The organism is Pseudomonas sp. NUPR-002, from assembly GCF_056322725.1.
This window is the reverse complement of the sequence record NZ_CM150476.1, coordinates 2,407,543-2,421,221: the sequence shown is the minus strand read 5'-3', so window position 1 is coordinate 2,421,221 and position 13,679 is coordinate 2,407,543. Positions and strand designations below refer to the sequence as shown.

The 13,679-nt window shown below is 62.0% G+C and carries 13 protein-coding genes and 1 riboswitch; of the genes, 9 read left to right on the top strand and 4 right to left on the bottom strand.

Annotated elements, in window-relative coordinates:
* The first annotated feature begins 104 nt into the window (after positions 1–104).
* Both fusA and ACVWSC_RS11110 read left to right on the top strand, forming a co-directional pair.
* On the top strand, positions 105–2,210 hold the full coding sequence (fusA, locus tag ACVWSC_RS11115) for an elongation factor G (protein WP_442113674.1): 2,106 nt from the start codon (positions 105–107) through the stop codon (positions 2,208–2,210).
* Between the two features lie 108 nt (positions 2,211–2,318).
* Complete coding sequence (locus ACVWSC_RS11110; protein WP_442113673.1) at positions 2,319–3,047, top strand: GNAT family N-acetyltransferase; 729 nt, start codon at positions 2,319–2,321, stop codon at positions 3,045–3,047.
* A 30-nt stretch (positions 3,048–3,077) separates the two neighbouring features.
* Here ACVWSC_RS11110 and ACVWSC_RS11105 read toward each other — a convergent pair whose 3' ends face one another.
* Positions 3,078–3,998: a LysR family transcriptional regulator gene (locus ACVWSC_RS11105; protein ID WP_442113672.1), complete on the bottom strand. Its 921-nt coding sequence runs from the start codon at positions 3,996–3,998 to the stop codon at positions 3,078–3,080.
* A 110-nt stretch (positions 3,999–4,108) separates the two neighbouring features.
* On the opposite strand from ACVWSC_RS11105, the gene argC reads away from it, so the two are divergent.
* Positions 4,109–5,041 (top strand): N-acetyl-gamma-glutamyl-phosphate reductase, encoded by a 933-nt coding sequence (gene argC / locus ACVWSC_RS11100; protein ID WP_442113671.1) that lies wholly within the window; start codon positions 4,109–4,111, stop codon positions 5,039–5,041.
* A 226-nt stretch (positions 5,042–5,267) separates the two neighbouring features.
* A complete protein-coding gene (locus tag ACVWSC_RS11095; RefSeq protein WP_442113670.1) occupies positions 5,268–6,713 on the top strand; it encodes a SulP family inorganic anion transporter in 1,446 nt (481 codons plus the stop codon).
* 9 nt (positions 6,714–6,722) lie between these two features.
* On the opposite strand, the gene ACVWSC_RS11090 is transcribed toward ACVWSC_RS11095, so the two are convergent.
* Positions 6,723–7,571 carry a CAP domain-containing protein gene (locus ACVWSC_RS11090; RefSeq protein WP_442113669.1) on the bottom strand — a complete coding sequence of 283 codons (849 nt, stop codon included), beginning with the start codon at positions 7,569–7,571 and terminating at the stop codon, positions 6,723–6,725.
* Positions 7,572–7,705: 134 nt separating this feature from the next.
* On the opposite strand from ACVWSC_RS11090, the gene ACVWSC_RS11085 reads away from it, so the two are divergent.
* Positions 7,706–8,320: a cell wall hydrolase gene (locus ACVWSC_RS11085; RefSeq protein WP_442113668.1), complete on the top strand. Its 615-nt coding sequence runs from the start codon at positions 7,706–7,708 to the stop codon at positions 8,318–8,320.
* 71 nt (positions 8,321–8,391) lie between these two features.
* Here ACVWSC_RS11085 and ACVWSC_RS11080 read toward each other — a convergent pair whose 3' ends face one another.
* Positions 8,392–8,934 (bottom strand): RrF2 family transcriptional regulator, encoded by a 543-nt coding sequence (locus tag ACVWSC_RS11080; RefSeq protein WP_442113667.1) that lies wholly within the window; start codon positions 8,932–8,934, stop codon positions 8,392–8,394.
* A gap of 299 nt (positions 8,935–9,233) precedes the next feature.
* Here ACVWSC_RS11080 and ACVWSC_RS11075 point away from each other — a divergent pair, with 299 nt between their 5' ends.
* Complete coding sequence (locus tag ACVWSC_RS11075; protein WP_442113666.1) at positions 9,234–10,436, top strand: NAD(P)/FAD-dependent oxidoreductase; 1,203 nt, start codon at positions 9,234–9,236, stop codon at positions 10,434–10,436.
* 65 nt (positions 10,437–10,501) lie between these two features.
* Here ACVWSC_RS11075 and thpR read toward each other — a convergent pair whose 3' ends face one another.
* Complete coding sequence (thpR, locus tag ACVWSC_RS11070; RefSeq protein ID WP_442113665.1) at positions 10,502–11,050, bottom strand: RNA 2',3'-cyclic phosphodiesterase; 549 nt, start codon at positions 11,048–11,050, stop codon at positions 10,502–10,504.
* A gap of 215 nt (positions 11,051–11,265) precedes the next feature.
* Here thpR and lpxO point away from each other — a divergent pair, with 215 nt between their 5' ends.
* The 3 genes from lpxO to ACVWSC_RS11055 all read left to right on the top strand — a co-directional run bounded on the left by lpxO (position 11,266) and on the right by ACVWSC_RS11055 (position 13,311).
* Positions 11,266–12,165, top strand: a complete 900-nt coding sequence (lpxO, locus tag ACVWSC_RS11065) for a lipid A hydroxylase LpxO (protein ID WP_442114292.1) — start codon at positions 11,266–11,268, stop codon at positions 12,163–12,165.
* Positions 12,166–12,325: 160 nt separating this feature from the next.
* Positions 12,326–12,670 (top strand): carboxymuconolactone decarboxylase family protein, encoded by a 345-nt coding sequence (locus ACVWSC_RS11060; RefSeq protein WP_442113664.1) that lies wholly within the window; start codon positions 12,326–12,328, stop codon positions 12,668–12,670.
* A gap of 83 nt (positions 12,671–12,753) precedes the next feature.
* Positions 12,754–13,311, top strand: coding sequence for a GNAT family N-acetyltransferase (locus tag ACVWSC_RS11055; RefSeq protein ID WP_442113663.1), 558 nt, complete (start codon positions 12,754–12,756; stop codon positions 13,309–13,311).
* Positions 13,312–13,431: 120 nt separating this feature from the next.
* Positions 13,432–13,638: riboswitch (cobalamin riboswitch) on the top strand.
* The last annotated feature ends 41 nt before the right edge of the window (positions 13,639–13,679 follow it).

The following is a 13,679-nucleotide window of genomic DNA, read 5'->3' as shown; positions in this document are numbered from 1 at the left end:
GATGATCCTCCTTCATCCATGCGCTCACGTGCAGAACAGCGCACTTCTGCTACCTTGGGAATACCCGCCTCTTCGACTTACGCATCGGCTACAGGTGACCCATCATGGCGCGCACCACCCCCATCGAGCTGTACCGCAACCTCGGCATCGTTGCCCATGTTGACGCCGGCAAGACCACCACCACCGAACGCATCCTGTTCTACACCGGGGTCAACCACAAGATGGGCGAGGTGCACGACGGCGCCGCGACCATGGACTGGATGGCCCAGGAACAGGAACGCGGGATCACCATCACCTCGGCAGCCACCACCGCCTTCTGGCAGGGCTCGACCAAGCAGTTCCCGGACAAATACCGCTTCAACATCATCGACACCCCCGGCCACGTCGATTTCACCATTGAAGTAGAACGCTCGTTGCGCGTGCTCGACGGCGCAGTGGTGGTGTTCAGCGGCGCCGATGGTGTCGAGCCACAGTCCGAGACGGTCTGGCGCCAAGCCAACAAATACCATGTGCCGCGCCTGGCCTATGTCAACAAGATGGACCGCCAGGGCGCCGACTTTCTGCGGGTGGTCAAACAGATCGACCAGCGTCTGGGCCACCATCCGGTGCCGATCCAGCTGGCGATTGGCGCCGAGGAAAACTTCAAAGGCCAGATCGACCTGGTGAAAATGAAGGCCATCTACTGGAACGAAGACGACCAGGGCACCAGCTACCGCGAAGAAGAGATCCCCGCCGAATTGCTGGACCTGGCCAACGAATGGCGCGCGCACATGATCGAGGCCGCCGCCGAGGCCAATGACGAATTCATGGAGCTTTACCTCGATGGCCAGGAACTGAGCAACGAACAGATCAAGGCCGGGCTGCGCCAACGCACCCTTGCCAATGAAATCGTCCCGGCCATTTGCGGTTCCTCGTTCAAGAACAAGGGCGTGCCGCTGATGCTCGATGCGGTGATCGACTACTTGCCTGCGCCATCGGAAATCCCGGCGATCAACGGCACCGACCCCGACCACGAAGACAAACACCTGGAACGTCACGCCGACGACAACGAACCCTTCTCAGCCCTGGCGTTCAAGATTGCCACCGACCCCTTCGTCGGCACCCTGACCTTCGCCCGTGTCTATTCCGGGGTGCTCAGTTCCGGTGATGCGGTGCTCAATTCGGTCAAAGGCAAAAAGGAACGGGTGGGCCGCATGGTGCAGATGCATGCCAACCAACGTGCCGAGATTAAAGCCGTGTGCGCCGGTGATATCGCAGCGTTGATCGGCATGAAAGATGTGACCACCGGCGACACCCTGTGCGACATCAATAAGCCGATCGTCCTGGAGCGCATGGACTTCCCCGACCCGGTGATCTCGGTGGCGGTAGAGCCGAAAACCAAGGCCGACCAGGAAAAAATGGGCATCGCCTTGAGCAAGCTGGCGCAGGAAGACCCGTCCTTCCGGGTGCGTACCGATGAGGAAACCGCGCAAACCATCATCTCGGGAATGGGTGAGTTGCACCTGGACATCATCGTCGACCGGATGAAACGCGAGTTCGGGGTCGAGGCCAACATTGGCAAACCCCAAGTGGCGTACCGCGAGAAAATCCGCAACACCTGCGAGATCGAAGGCAAGTTCGTCCGCCAATCGGGTGGCCGTGGTCAGTACGGCCACTGCTGGATTCGCTTCGCACCGGGCGACGAAGGTAAGGAAGGCCTGGAGTTCGTCAATGAAGTGGTCGGCGGCGTGGTCCCGCGTGAGTACATCCCAGCCATTCAGAAAGGCATTGAAGAACAGATGCACAACGGCGTCCTCGCCGGGTACCCGCTGATCGGCCTCAAGGCCACCGTATTCGATGGTTCGTACCACGACGTCGACTCCAACGAAATGGCCTTCAAAGTCGCGGCGTCGATGGCCACCAAGCAACTGGCGCAAAAAGGCGGCGCGGTACTGCTGGAGCCAGTGATGAAAGTCGAGGTGGTGACCCCGGAAGAGTACCAGGGCGACATCATGGGTGACCTGAGTCGGCGCCGCGGGATGATCCAGGAAGGTGGCGAAACCCCGGCGGGCAAAATAGTGCGGGCGGAAGTACCGTTGGGCGAGATGTTTGGCTATTCCACGCAGATGCGCTCGATGACCCAGGGCCGGGCCAGCTACACCATGGAGTTCACCAAATACGCCGAAGCGCCAGCGAGCATAGCAGACGCGATCATTAAAAAGCAGGGGTAACACTACTGGCAGAAGCGGCGGTGCGGCGACCCGACTTGCCCCACGATAGCCCCACCGCAACCGGCCCTGTAAACTGGCCCGCCAAGCCAGTCAGCGGAGTTTGCCCTCATGTTCGCCCTCAGCCATTTTGTCGCCCCACCCGAGGAGTCGATCAAGAGCCAGATCCTGCAACTAGTGGTTGATAACCTGACCGACATCAGCGCGCTCGGCCTGCCGCCGAGCAACCCGCTGTACAGCCTGTACCAATACGCCATCGGCTTCGAGGTACACCGCTACCTCGAGGCTATGGGCGGTTCTGGCGACCTGCAGGTTGAATTGCTGGTAGCCAACGACCAACAGAACCCGCAGAACGTCAGCGGCTTTCTCCTCTACCTGCCCGTGCAAGACGATCCCCAGGCCTGCAGCGTGGCCTACCTCGCCGTGCACAGCCAGCAGCGCCGCCAGGGCATCGCCCGCGCCTTGCTGGCCGCCATGACCGAGCGCTACCCCCATGCAGAACTGGCGTGTACGCCGGGCAAGGTCGGCTGCTTCGAAGCCATGGGCTTTACCGTTATCGCCGCACGCGGACCGCAAGTGCTGATGAATACTCGCGATCACAGCAGCGCAGGTGCGGTGGTAATGCTCGATACCGCACCGATCTACCGCACCCTGGAGGTGCAGCAGATCCACAGCTATTTGCTCAAACAGCATGGCAAGCGGGCCATGGTCGATGCCGAGAAACAACGCGACCGCCACCTCGATCAGTTGCAACGCAAGGCCCAGGCGGTTGTTCAGGAGCGCTTGGGTGAGCGGGGCTGGCAGCAGCGTGGTACGGCCGTACGCCTCTTCACGGTTTGATCCTGATCCCCCGCGATTGCGATCGTCACGTTACATCGCATCGCGGGGCAAGCCCGCTCCTACCGGCGTGCAGCTCTCCAGGCCTAGCAGTACCTGCAAAACAAACGCCGTGCTCTGTTCGACCTGCCCGTGTCGGCTGGCAATCCCCAGATGCCGCCACAACCCCGGGCGCAACGGGCGCATGCACAGGCGCGGGTCAGGTTCCGGCGAGCTGGCTTCATGGGGCAACAAGGTCGCGCCGTAGCCAGCCGCCACCAGGCTCTTGATCGCGTCGTTGTAGTTGAGCTGAATCCGCGCCTCCGGTTGCAGGCCTGCCGTGGCAAACCAGTCACCCGTCACCCGTGACAGCTGCGTACTGCTGTCATTGAGAATCAGCGCCCGGCTGGCCAGCCAGGCAGGGGTGATACGCGACGGCGGCGCCCAACTGCTGGGGATAAACGCCATGATCGGATCGCGGCGCCAGGGCTGAATCTGCACACCTTTGACGGGCGCCTGCGGCAAGGCCACCAAGCCCAGGTCCAGGGTACCGTCTTGCAGACGCGCCAGGGATTCACGCGAGGTCAGTACCTGTACCTGCACATCAATGCCGGGATGACGCACGCCCAACGTGTCCAGCGCCTGCGGCAGTAAATGCGCGATGGCACCGGTTGATGCGCCCAGACGCACGCGGCCACTGAGTCCTTGTACCTGACGTTGCACTTCATCCAGCGCCTGCTCGGCATCGGCCAACAAGCGCCGCGCTCGTTCAAGCAGGGTTTCACCAATCGCGGTGGGATGAATCTGTCCGCGCTTGCGCGACAACAACGCGGCGCCGACTCGCGCCTCCAGGTCGGCAATGTGCAGGCTGACCGTGGGTGGTGCCAGGTTAAGCGCACGGGCAGCCTGGGCAAACGAACCCAGGTCGGCAATTACCACCAGGGTGCGCAGGCGGTCGAGGCTGATTTCACGCATGGTCTATGTCATTCAGTATTTATGAATATCAGCATCATGATATTCAAATTTTCTTTCGTCCAGAACAGCGCGAGCATAGGCACTTCCTGTACCGATCCGTTGAGAACACCATGCACCAGCCTCTTGTCTTTATCGATGGCGACCAAGGCACCACCGGCCTGCAGATCCACGCCCGCCTGAATGGGCGTACTGACCTGCGTTTGCTCACCCTGCCCGACAACCAGCGCAAAGACCCGCAGCGTCGCAGCGAAGCGATCAACAGTGCCGATGTGGCGATTCTGTGCCTGCCCGACGACGCCGCACGCCAGGCGGTCGCGGCGATCAGCAACCCCAAGGTGCGGGTCATCGATGCCAGCTCCGCACACCGTACCAGCGCCGGCTGGGTGTACGGCTTGCCGGAACTGGACGAACACCAGGCCGAGCGCATTGCCCAGGCCAAGCGTGTGAGCAATCCGGGTTGCTACCCGACCGGTGCCATTGCCTTGTTGCGGCCGTTGCTCGGCGCCGGGCTGCTGCCGGCTGACTACCCACTGACCATCAACGCGGTGTCAGGCTACTCCGGTGGCGGCCGGGCGGCGGTTGAACGCCACGAAACGCCGGGTGTGCCAGCCAGCCAGGGGGTGCTGGTGTACGGGTTGAACCTGGATCACAAGCATGTTCCGGAAATCCAGGCGCATGCCGGCTTGTCCGAGCGTCCGGTATTCGTGCCCAGTTATGGCAGTTACCGCCAGGGCATCGCCTTGACCATCGCCCTGCAGACGCGGCTACTGCCGACCGGGGTCAGTGCGGCGCAGTTGCATGATTGCCTGAAGCAGCACTATCACGGCTCGCGCTACGTTGAAGTGGCAGCGCTCGAGCATGGCGAAACGGCGCCCATGCTCGATCCGCAGGCCCTGAATGACAGCAACAACCTGCGCCTGGCGGTGTTTGCCAATGAGGCCTATGGCCAGGTGCTGCTGACGGCGGTGTTCGACAACCTGGGCAAGGGTGCCTCAGGCGCTGCGGTGCAAAACCTGGAGTTGATGCTGGCGGCGATGGCCTGATTCGGATTCGCTGTTGCGGGGCACGTCGCTGCTACGTGTCCCGCGACAGCGCCAGCAACACCTGTAACGGCACCCAACCACTGCACTGACCGGGGGTTGCGGGAATTCACTTCTATGTTGTGTAACAACTACACATTTCACTGCTTCATCTCCCTATGAAGACTGGCTCACTGCCGCGAACTTCCGTAGCATCCTAGCCCTTTTTCCGCTGGCAGCCTCTCCTTCCATGAAAGCAACTTCCCTGCGCGCCGATGTCCTGGCCGGGCTCACGACCTCCTTTGCCCTGGTGCCCGAGTGCATCGCCTTTGCCCTGGTGGCGCACCTCAATCCACTGATGGGTTTGTATGGTGCCTTTATCATCTGCACACTGACCGCCTTGCTCGGCGGTCGCCCGGGGATGATTTCCGGCGCCGCTGGCTCCATGGCGGTGGTGATCGTTGCGCTGGTGGTCCAGCACGGCGTGCAGTACCTGTTGGCGACTGTGCTGCTCGGTGGCCTGATCATGATTGCTTTCGGCGTACTGCGCCTGGGCAAGCTGGTGCGCATGGTGCCGTACTCAGTGATGCTCGGCTTCGTCAACGGCCTGGCGATCATTATCGCCCTGGCGCAACTTGAGCACTTCAAACACGACGGCGCCTGGCTCAGCGGCTCGGCCCTGTACGTGATGCTAGGCCTGGTGGCGCTGACCATGGCGGTGGTTTATGTGCTGCCGCGCCTGACCCGCAGCGTGCCTCCGGCGCTGATTGCGATTCTCGGCGTGGGTGTCGGGGTGTATCTGCTCGATCTGCCGACCCGCACCCTGGGCGATCTTGCCCACATCGCTGGCGGCCTGCCGGCACTGGCTTGGCCGGATGTCCCATGGAACCTTGAAACGCTGCAGATTATCGCGCCCTACGCACTGCTGATGGCGCTGGTGGGCCTGTTGGAAACCCTGCTGACCCTCAACCTCACCGATGAGATCACCGAGAGCCGCGGCTACCCCAATCGCGAATGCGTGGCCCTGGGCGTGGCCAACATGACCTCAGGTGTGTTCGGCGGCATGGGTGGTTGCGCGATGATCGGCCAGACCGCCATCAACCTCAGCTCCGGTGGCCGTGGCCGTCTGTCCGGGGTAGTGGCCGGGATGATGATCCTGATGTTTGTGCTGTTCCTCTCGCCACTGATCGAACGCATTCCGCTGGCGGCACTGGTCGGGGTGATGTTCGTGGTGGCGCAGCAGACCTTTTCCTGGGCTTCGCTGCGGGTGCTGCACAAGGTGCCGCTCAACGACATGTTGGCGATCATTGCGGTGACGCTGGTCACCGTGTTCACCGACCTCGCCACTGCCGTACTGTTCGGCATCGTTATCGCCGCGCTCAATTTTGCCTGGCAACAAGCCCGTGAACTGTACGCCGACAGCCACCTGGAACAGGATGGCAGCAAACTCTACCGGGTGCACGGCACCTTGTTCTTTGCCTCGACCACGCCCTTTCTCAACCAGTTCGACCCGGCCAACGACCCGGCTCAGGTGACCCTCGATTGCCAGCACCTGAATTTCGTCGACTACTCAGCGATCACCGCGCTCAAGACCCTGCGCGAGCGTTACAGCAACAACGGCAAGCACCTGCGTGTGGTGCACCTGTCCGAGCGCTGCAAGCAATTGCTCAAGCGCACCGGACTGCACGACAACTGAGCAAGGTACTCAGGGGGCGCCGAACATCGCGGTCCAGTAGATCCCGGCGTCGCTTTTAGGATCGACCGCATAGGCAGCGCCCAGCTCGGTGAACTGCGGATTCATCAGGTTGGCGCAATGGCCAGGGCTGGCCAGCCAGCCGTCAACCACCTTGCGTGGCGTGTCTTGCCCGGCCGCGATGTTCTCGCCGGTCTGCTGCCCGGCATAGCCCGCCAGTTCCGCGCGGTCGCCGGGTGTGCGTCCGTCACGGTCCACGTGGTCGAGAAAGTTCTGATTGGCCATGGCCCGGGTGTGCGTTTCGGCGGCACCGGCCAGGGTCGCATTCCAGGCCAGCGGCGTTGCCGCGGCAAACGCCTGACCGCCGCATTGACGCTGCTGGCTGCGGGCACCGTTGATCAGGGTCAGCAGCTTCTGGCCCTCAGCCTGCCAATCGCCGAGCTTCCCGGCCAGCAGTGGCCGCGCCAGCACGATGCGCCAATCACGCCCCTCCTGACTGACACCGACATCCACGAATTGCGGATCGAGCACTACCTGACAGAAGCTTTCCTGCACCGCTTTCATTGCCGCCTGGGCATCGCGGGGGCCATTGAGGGTGATGGCCTGGACGTTCACCATCGGGTAATTGGCCTGTGACAATGCACTGCGCAAGTCCACACTTCCGGACGCTGGCAGCACCAGACGCGGATCACTGGCCAGTGGCGGCAGCTCCAGCGAGGCCTGCCCGCCACAGCGCTGGGCCTGGCTACGGTAGCTGTTGATCGAATCGATCAATTGCGACGGCTCACTGGCCTGAACGGTGGTCGCCAACAGGGCCAGCGGCAAGCTGACAAAGCACAGAGCGGATGACAGGACACGCATGAAGATCTCCCGTGAATGGACGGCGCCTATGATGCGCGAAATCGCCCGTCGTCGAACAGCTGGAATGTTTTGAGCGCTGCGTGGTCGACCCTGTAACGGGAAGTGCTAACTCCCTTACCTGAAGAAGGTTTGCCATGCGCCTGCCAACGATTGTCACTTGCCTGCTGCTGGCCTGCTCAGCGCCCCTGACCCTTGCCGCCGAACCCAAGGCGCAGGTGGCCGAAGACAAAGCCCAAGTACTGGAACACAAGGCCGCCGCACAACCCGATGCCCCACCTGCCCCCAAGAGTAAAGCCATCACCCAGAGTGAAGTCCAGGCCGTGGACCCCGCCGGAGCGGCAGCCCTGGACGACGCCATCACCTGCATGGCACGCAGCATCTATTGGGAATCCAAAGGCGGCAAGGCGCCAGACATGGAAGCGGTTGCCAGTGTGGTGATGAACCGACTGGGTCATGAGGGCTTTCCAGACACTGTGTGCGGCGTGGTCAAGCAGGGTTCCGAGAGCGGCAATTGCCAGTTTTCGTGGTGGTGTGACGGGCGCTCCGACACGGTTCAAGAAGAAAACCGCTATGCCATTGCCAAGGAAATCGCGCGCAAAGCGCTGAACCGCCAACTCGATGACCGCACCCGTGGTGCGCTGTACTTCCATGACCGCCACGTTTCGCCCGATTGGGCGCGGGCCTATGTGAAGACCACCGAGACCAGTGACTTTCTATTCTACAAACCGCGCAACGGCACCGCGCGCTAACGCACCCGACGGTAGGAGCGGGCTTGCCCCGCGATAGCAATCAAACAGCATAAATCAGGTCGCCAAGCCGATCAGGGCACCTCCAGCAGCGAAATATCCCCCGCTGGCTTGCCCGCGCGGCGATCGCTCATCCAGTCGGCCACTTGCGTAGCGAATTCCGGCGGCGCCTTGCGGCCCACGCGTCGGGCAATGTCGAGGATGGTTTGCTGGGCCAGCGCCTCCTCCATGCGCTTTTGCGCAGTGAGCATCACCGCATGAATCGAACAGGTGCCCTCCTGCGCCCAGCTCGGTGGCGAGCCGTCAAACAGCGCACAGCGATCCCGTACATCGCGGCACTCGAAGATCATCTTGCGCCCGTCGATGGCCGTGACAATGTCCAGCACGCTGATCTCGTCGGCAGGCCGCGCCAACCGGAACCCGCCGCGCAGGCCTTCAGTGGCGACCACCAGGCCGGCCTTGGCCAGCTTGGTAAAGACCTTGGCCAGGTACTCTTGAGGCACGCCTTGCAACTCCGCCAGGTCGCGCACACTGGCTTCACGGCTGTCGCCCAGGTCATCAACCAGGAAGGCCAGGCAATGGATGCCGTACTCCACCCCAGCGCTGTACAGTGACATGTCTATCTCCGACTAACTTTATCGCAATAATATCAGTCTTTAACGACTTTTCGAAATCCAGCCGTCTCCAGCACCTACCGTGTGTCGGCTTTCAGCGGTGCACCACAGCCCTTAACTCAGCAAAGAAACCCAGAAATAGAGCGGCGCCTGAGCAAGGTTAGCCGGATCGCTGCGGGGATCGACAGAAAAAAATACTTGCGCCGAACAACTACGACCAATAGAGTCGTAGTTGTTCGGCGCTGACCAGCCTTGCTTTGCGGCCACGCACCGTCACCCTCTTTTCACTGTGGAGCAGCTAAATGAAACAGCACATTCTGATTGTCGGCGCAGGTTTTGGTGGGGTCTGGAGCGCGCTGAGCGCCGCCCGCCTGCTGGATCAACATGGCCGCAGCGATGTCGCCATCAGCGTCCTGGCGCCACAAGCCGAACTGCGCATCCGTCCACGCTTCTACGAGCCTGAAGTGCATCAAATGAAAGCGCCGCTGGCCGAGCTGTTCAACGCCGTGGGTGTCACCTTTATCCAGGGCGCTGCCGAGCAGATCGACGTAGCCGGCAAGCGCGTCAGCTACACCGACGCCCAGGGCCTGCGCAGCGACATTGCCTATGACCGCCTGGTAATGGCCGCTGGCAGCGGCGTGTTCCGTCCTGACATCGACGGCCTTGAGCAGCACGCCTTCGATGTGGACCAGATCGAATCGGCAGCGCGCCTGGAACAGCACCTGAAGTCGCTGGCCAGCCTGCCCGTCTCAGCGGCACGCAACACCGTGGTGGTGGCTGGCGGTGGTTTCACCGGCATCGAAACCGCAACCGAAATGCCTGGCCGCCTGCGTGCAATCCTCGGTAACGACGCCAACATCCGGGTGATCATCGTTGACCGTGGCGCCAAGATTGGTGCGGCGCTGGGCGAAGGCATCAGCCCGACGATCATCGAAGCGTCCGAAGCGCTGGGCGTGGAGTGGCGCGTCAATGCCTCGGTGGCGAGCGTAGACGCCAACGGCGTAACCCTCGCCGATGGCCAGCGGATCGAGGCCAACACCGTGATCTGGACCGTGGGCGTTCGCGCCAGCGCGCTGACCACGCAAGTGCCCGCTGAACGTGATGCACAAGGGCGCCTGCATGTAGACCGCAACCTCAAGGTCAAAGGCCAGGAGCATGTGTATGCCACCGGTGATGTGGCCTACGCCGCCACCGATGACGAGGGCAACTTCGCCGTGATGTCCTGCCAGCACGCCATTGTCCTCGGGCGTCACAGTGGCAACAACGTGGCGGCGGACCTGCTCGGTGTCGAGCCGGTGCCTTACAGCCAGCCCAAGTACGTCACCTGCCTGGACCTGGGCGCCTGGGGTGCGGTGTACACCGAAGGCTGGGACCGTCAGGTAAAACTGCTGCGTAAAGAAGCCAAAGAGCTCAAGACCCAGATCAACTCCGTGTGGATCTACCCACCAGCGGCCGACCGCGCCACCGCCCTGGCGGCAGCCGACCCGCTGATTCCTATCGTCTAACGGCCAAGTTGTGGGAGCGGGCTTGCCCCACGATAGCGCTGTGTCAGTCACAACGCATCGCGGGGCTAGCCCGCTCCTACCGAGTACTGCGCCAGCGGCCAGTAACGCCCCTTGCGTGATTCGTACAAGGTGAAGTGACGGGCACGCAAAACAAAGTCCGCCGCCACCAGCGCCTCCGGGGGCGGCCCCTGATAGTCGCGGGCCAGGGTCAGGTGTGGCCGATACTCTCGTGGCGCCTCGGAAAATCCCAGCGGCAGCAGCGCCTGTTGCAGGCTGTAGACCAACTGCCGCAGCGCTACCGGGGTCTCACTGGGGGCCAGCACCAAGGCCTTGGCCGAACGCCATACCTCAAGACGGTCGAGGGCTACCGTAATGCTCTGGCCAGGCACCTTGACGGCGCCTGCGGCAGCCAGGATTGCCGGCAGTTGAGCGGTATCCACCGAACCGAGAAACATCAAGGTCAGGTGAAAGTTCGCCGACGGCACAGGTCGCCCTTTTTCCATCCTCAGTTCGCTGCGCCACTGGGCCAGCGCCCGGCGCTGATCCGCGGTGCAATCGAGGGCGAAAAACAGCCGCTTGAACGGCTCGCCCGTTTCGCGAATGCCTTGCACCATGCCCTGTCCTCCTTCTCGCTGGTGGTAATGCTCAGTCTGCCGCAAGGCAATGGGCCCGGACTACATTTGCCGTAAAAATCACGCAGCGCAAACCTTTGCGCGTGGGACTAATGTCGGACACGGATCGCGTAACATTTAGTACAAACCCCGGCCATGATTGTTTATGCTGGCGAGCTCATGCCATGGCGCATCGCCACACCGACAAGTATCCGCCCATGAAAATCTTCCTCGTTCTGCTGTTTGTCTGTTCGATTGCCTTCGTGCATTTTCGCGGCAAGGTCCGGCACAAGATCACCCGTCAACTGGGGGACCATTCCAGCTTCCTCGCCCCGGTCAACGCGTTCCTCTACTTGTTCTCCAAACTGCCGGCCAAGCCCTATCTGCCGGTTGAGTCCTTTCCTGAACTCAAGCCACTGCAGGACAACTGGCAAGAGATTCGCGCCGAAGCCCAGCAACTGCTGCATGTCGGCGAAATCAAAAGCTCGCAGAACTACGACGACGTCGGTTTCAACTCCTTCTTCAAGAGCGGCTGGAAGCGTTTTTATTTGAAGTGGTACGGCGAAAGCCACCCTTCGGCGATGAAGCTCTGCCCGCGCACCACCGAATTGCTGCAAGGCATTGGTACGGTCAAAGCGGCGATGTTCGCCACCCTGCCGCCAGGCTCGAAGCTGGTACGCCACCGCGACCCGTATGCCGGCTCCTACCGCTACCACTTGGGCCTGGACACGCCTAACGACGATGCCTGCTACATCTGCGTGGATGGCGAGAATTACGCCTGGCGTGACGGTGAAGGGGTGATTTTCGATGAAACCTATATTCACTACGCCGCCAACCACACCGAACACAACCGCATCATCCTGTTCTGCGACGTCGAGCGCCCGCTCAAATACCGCTGGGCCACCGCCTTCAACCGCTGGTTCAGCCGCAACGTCATGGCCGCCGCGGCTGCGCCGAACGATGCCGGTGACAAAACCGGCGGCATCAACCGTCTGTTCACCCGCATCTACAAGATTCGTCAGCGTGGCAAGGCGCTGAAAAAGCGTAATCGCACACGCTACTACCTGGAAAAATGGGCAGTGGTGGCGGCGTTGCTGTTGCTGTTCATCTACATCTGATCTGCACGCTATCGCGGCGCACCCCACCCCGTTCCACATCCTCTTGCTGTACCCGCCCCCCACCAAAGTACTGATTAACTGCGCCCAACGACCAACGGCGCCCCACAGAGAAAAAAACTAGCTTCACTGTTCATGTTGCCAACCGCACAAGGTGAAAACGATGAGCATGATGGACTGGGACGCCTACCGTAAGCAGTTGATGGCCGGTATCGGCGACCTCAAGCAACTGTCCCCTGACACCGTCAACGGTTATATTACCGCCAGCGGCGCCGGGGCCAAAACCAACCACCTGGATGCCAAGACCCGTGAGCTGATCTCGCTGGCGGTGGCGGTCACTACCCGCTGCGACGGCTGCATTGCGGTGCACTCGGCGCAAGCCGTCAAACACGGGGCCAGCCGTGAGGAAATCGCCGAAGCGCTGGGTGTCGCCGTCGCCATGAATGCCGGCGCCGCACTGGTGTACTCGGCGCGAGCGCTGGATGCCGTGGGTAAGGTCGAGCAGTAGCGCCAGCCGTGCCGGCATGCACAAACAGTTGCATGCCGGCATTAACGCTTTCAGACTTGCGGTTCACCCTGCCAGGAACCGCCATGATTCACATCCGCCCCATGACCGCCGCCGACTTCGAACGTTTCTGGCCCACCTTCCAGGCCATTGTCGCGGCCCGCGAAACCTATGCCTTCGACCCAGCCATGAGCCAGGAACAGGCGCGTCAGCTGTGGCTGGAATCACCGCTGCATACGCTGGTGGCCGAAGAGGATGACCAGCTCCTGGGCTCGTACTTTCTCAAGGCCAATGCCGCAGGCCCCGGCAGCCATGTGAGCAATTGCGGCTACATGGTCAGCGAGGCTGCGCGCGGCCGCGGTGTGGCTCGCTTGATGTGCGAGCACTCGCAGCGTCTGGCGCGTGAGCAGGGTTTTCTCGCCATGCAGTTCAACTCGGTGGTCGCCAGTAACGAGGTGGCGGTGGGCTTGTGGCAAAAGCTCGGTTTCGACGTGGTCGGGCGCCTGCCGCGCGCCTACCGGCATGCGCGTCTGGGCCTGGTGGATTGCCTGATCATGTACAAGTGGCTGGAACAACCGCAGCAGCCGATGCTGATCGGGCGCAAGAACATCGAGGCGGTGGTGTCGCGCAAACGCGGCCGCTGATTATTCCGGTAGGAGCGGGCTTGCCCCGCGATTGCGGTGTCAGGTAGATCGCTATCGCGGGGCAAGCCCGCTCCCACAGACTTAAGCGCAACTCATTGACTGCAAAGGCTTTCAATGTTCAGATGCGCGCCAGTTTCAGGTGTCCTGCGCCGCCGTGCGCAGGGTGAAACGGGAAGCCGGTGCATCACTCAAAGTGACTAGTCCGGCGCTGCCCCCGCAACGGTAAGCGAGCGAAGCCTTCGATACACCACTGTGCTCCGGCATGGGAAGGTGAAGGCCTTCATGACCCTCGCAAGCCCGGAGACCGGCCTGAAGCTTTGTTTGGCAACCCCGCGGTGGGCGGGCGCAGGCCGGTTTGCGGGCGCCTG

What these genes read in the sequence shown, in the direction of transcription:
- fusA (WP_442113674.1), top strand. Translation starts at nt 105, where the DNA reads ATGGCGCGCACCACCCCCATCGAGCTGTACCGCAACCTCGGCATCGTT.
- ACVWSC_RS11110 (WP_442113673.1), top strand. Translation starts at nt 2,319, where the DNA reads ATGTTCGCCCTCAGCCATTTTGTCGCCCCACCCGAGGAGTCGATCAAG.
- ACVWSC_RS11105 (WP_442113672.1), bottom strand. Translation starts at nt 3,998, where the DNA reads ATGCGTGAAATCAGCCTCGACCGCCTGCGCACCCTGGTGGTAATTGCC.
- argC (WP_442113671.1), top strand. Translation starts at nt 4,109, where the DNA reads ATGCACCAGCCTCTTGTCTTTATCGATGGCGACCAAGGCACCACCGGC.
- ACVWSC_RS11095 (WP_442113670.1), top strand. Translation starts at nt 5,268, where the DNA reads ATGAAAGCAACTTCCCTGCGCGCCGATGTCCTGGCCGGGCTCACGACC.
- ACVWSC_RS11090 (WP_442113669.1), bottom strand. Translation starts at nt 7,571, where the DNA reads ATGCGTGTCCTGTCATCCGCTCTGTGCTTTGTCAGCTTGCCGCTGGCC.
- ACVWSC_RS11085 (WP_442113668.1), top strand. Translation starts at nt 7,706, where the DNA reads ATGCGCCTGCCAACGATTGTCACTTGCCTGCTGCTGGCCTGCTCAGCG.
- ACVWSC_RS11080 (WP_442113667.1), bottom strand. Translation starts at nt 8,934, where the DNA reads ATGTCACTGTACAGCGCTGGGGTGGAGTACGGCATCCATTGCCTGGCC.
- ACVWSC_RS11075 (WP_442113666.1), top strand. Translation starts at nt 9,234, where the DNA reads ATGAAACAGCACATTCTGATTGTCGGCGCAGGTTTTGGTGGGGTCTGG.
- thpR (WP_442113665.1), bottom strand. Translation starts at nt 11,050, where the DNA reads ATGGTGCAAGGCATTCGCGAAACGGGCGAGCCGTTCAAGCGGCTGTTT.
- lpxO (WP_442114292.1), top strand. Translation starts at nt 11,266, where the DNA reads ATGAAAATCTTCCTCGTTCTGCTGTTTGTCTGTTCGATTGCCTTCGTG.
- ACVWSC_RS11060 (WP_442113664.1), top strand. Translation starts at nt 12,326, where the DNA reads ATGAGCATGATGGACTGGGACGCCTACCGTAAGCAGTTGATGGCCGGT.
- ACVWSC_RS11055 (WP_442113663.1), top strand. Translation starts at nt 12,754, where the DNA reads ATGATTCACATCCGCCCCATGACCGCCGCCGACTTCGAACGTTTCTGG.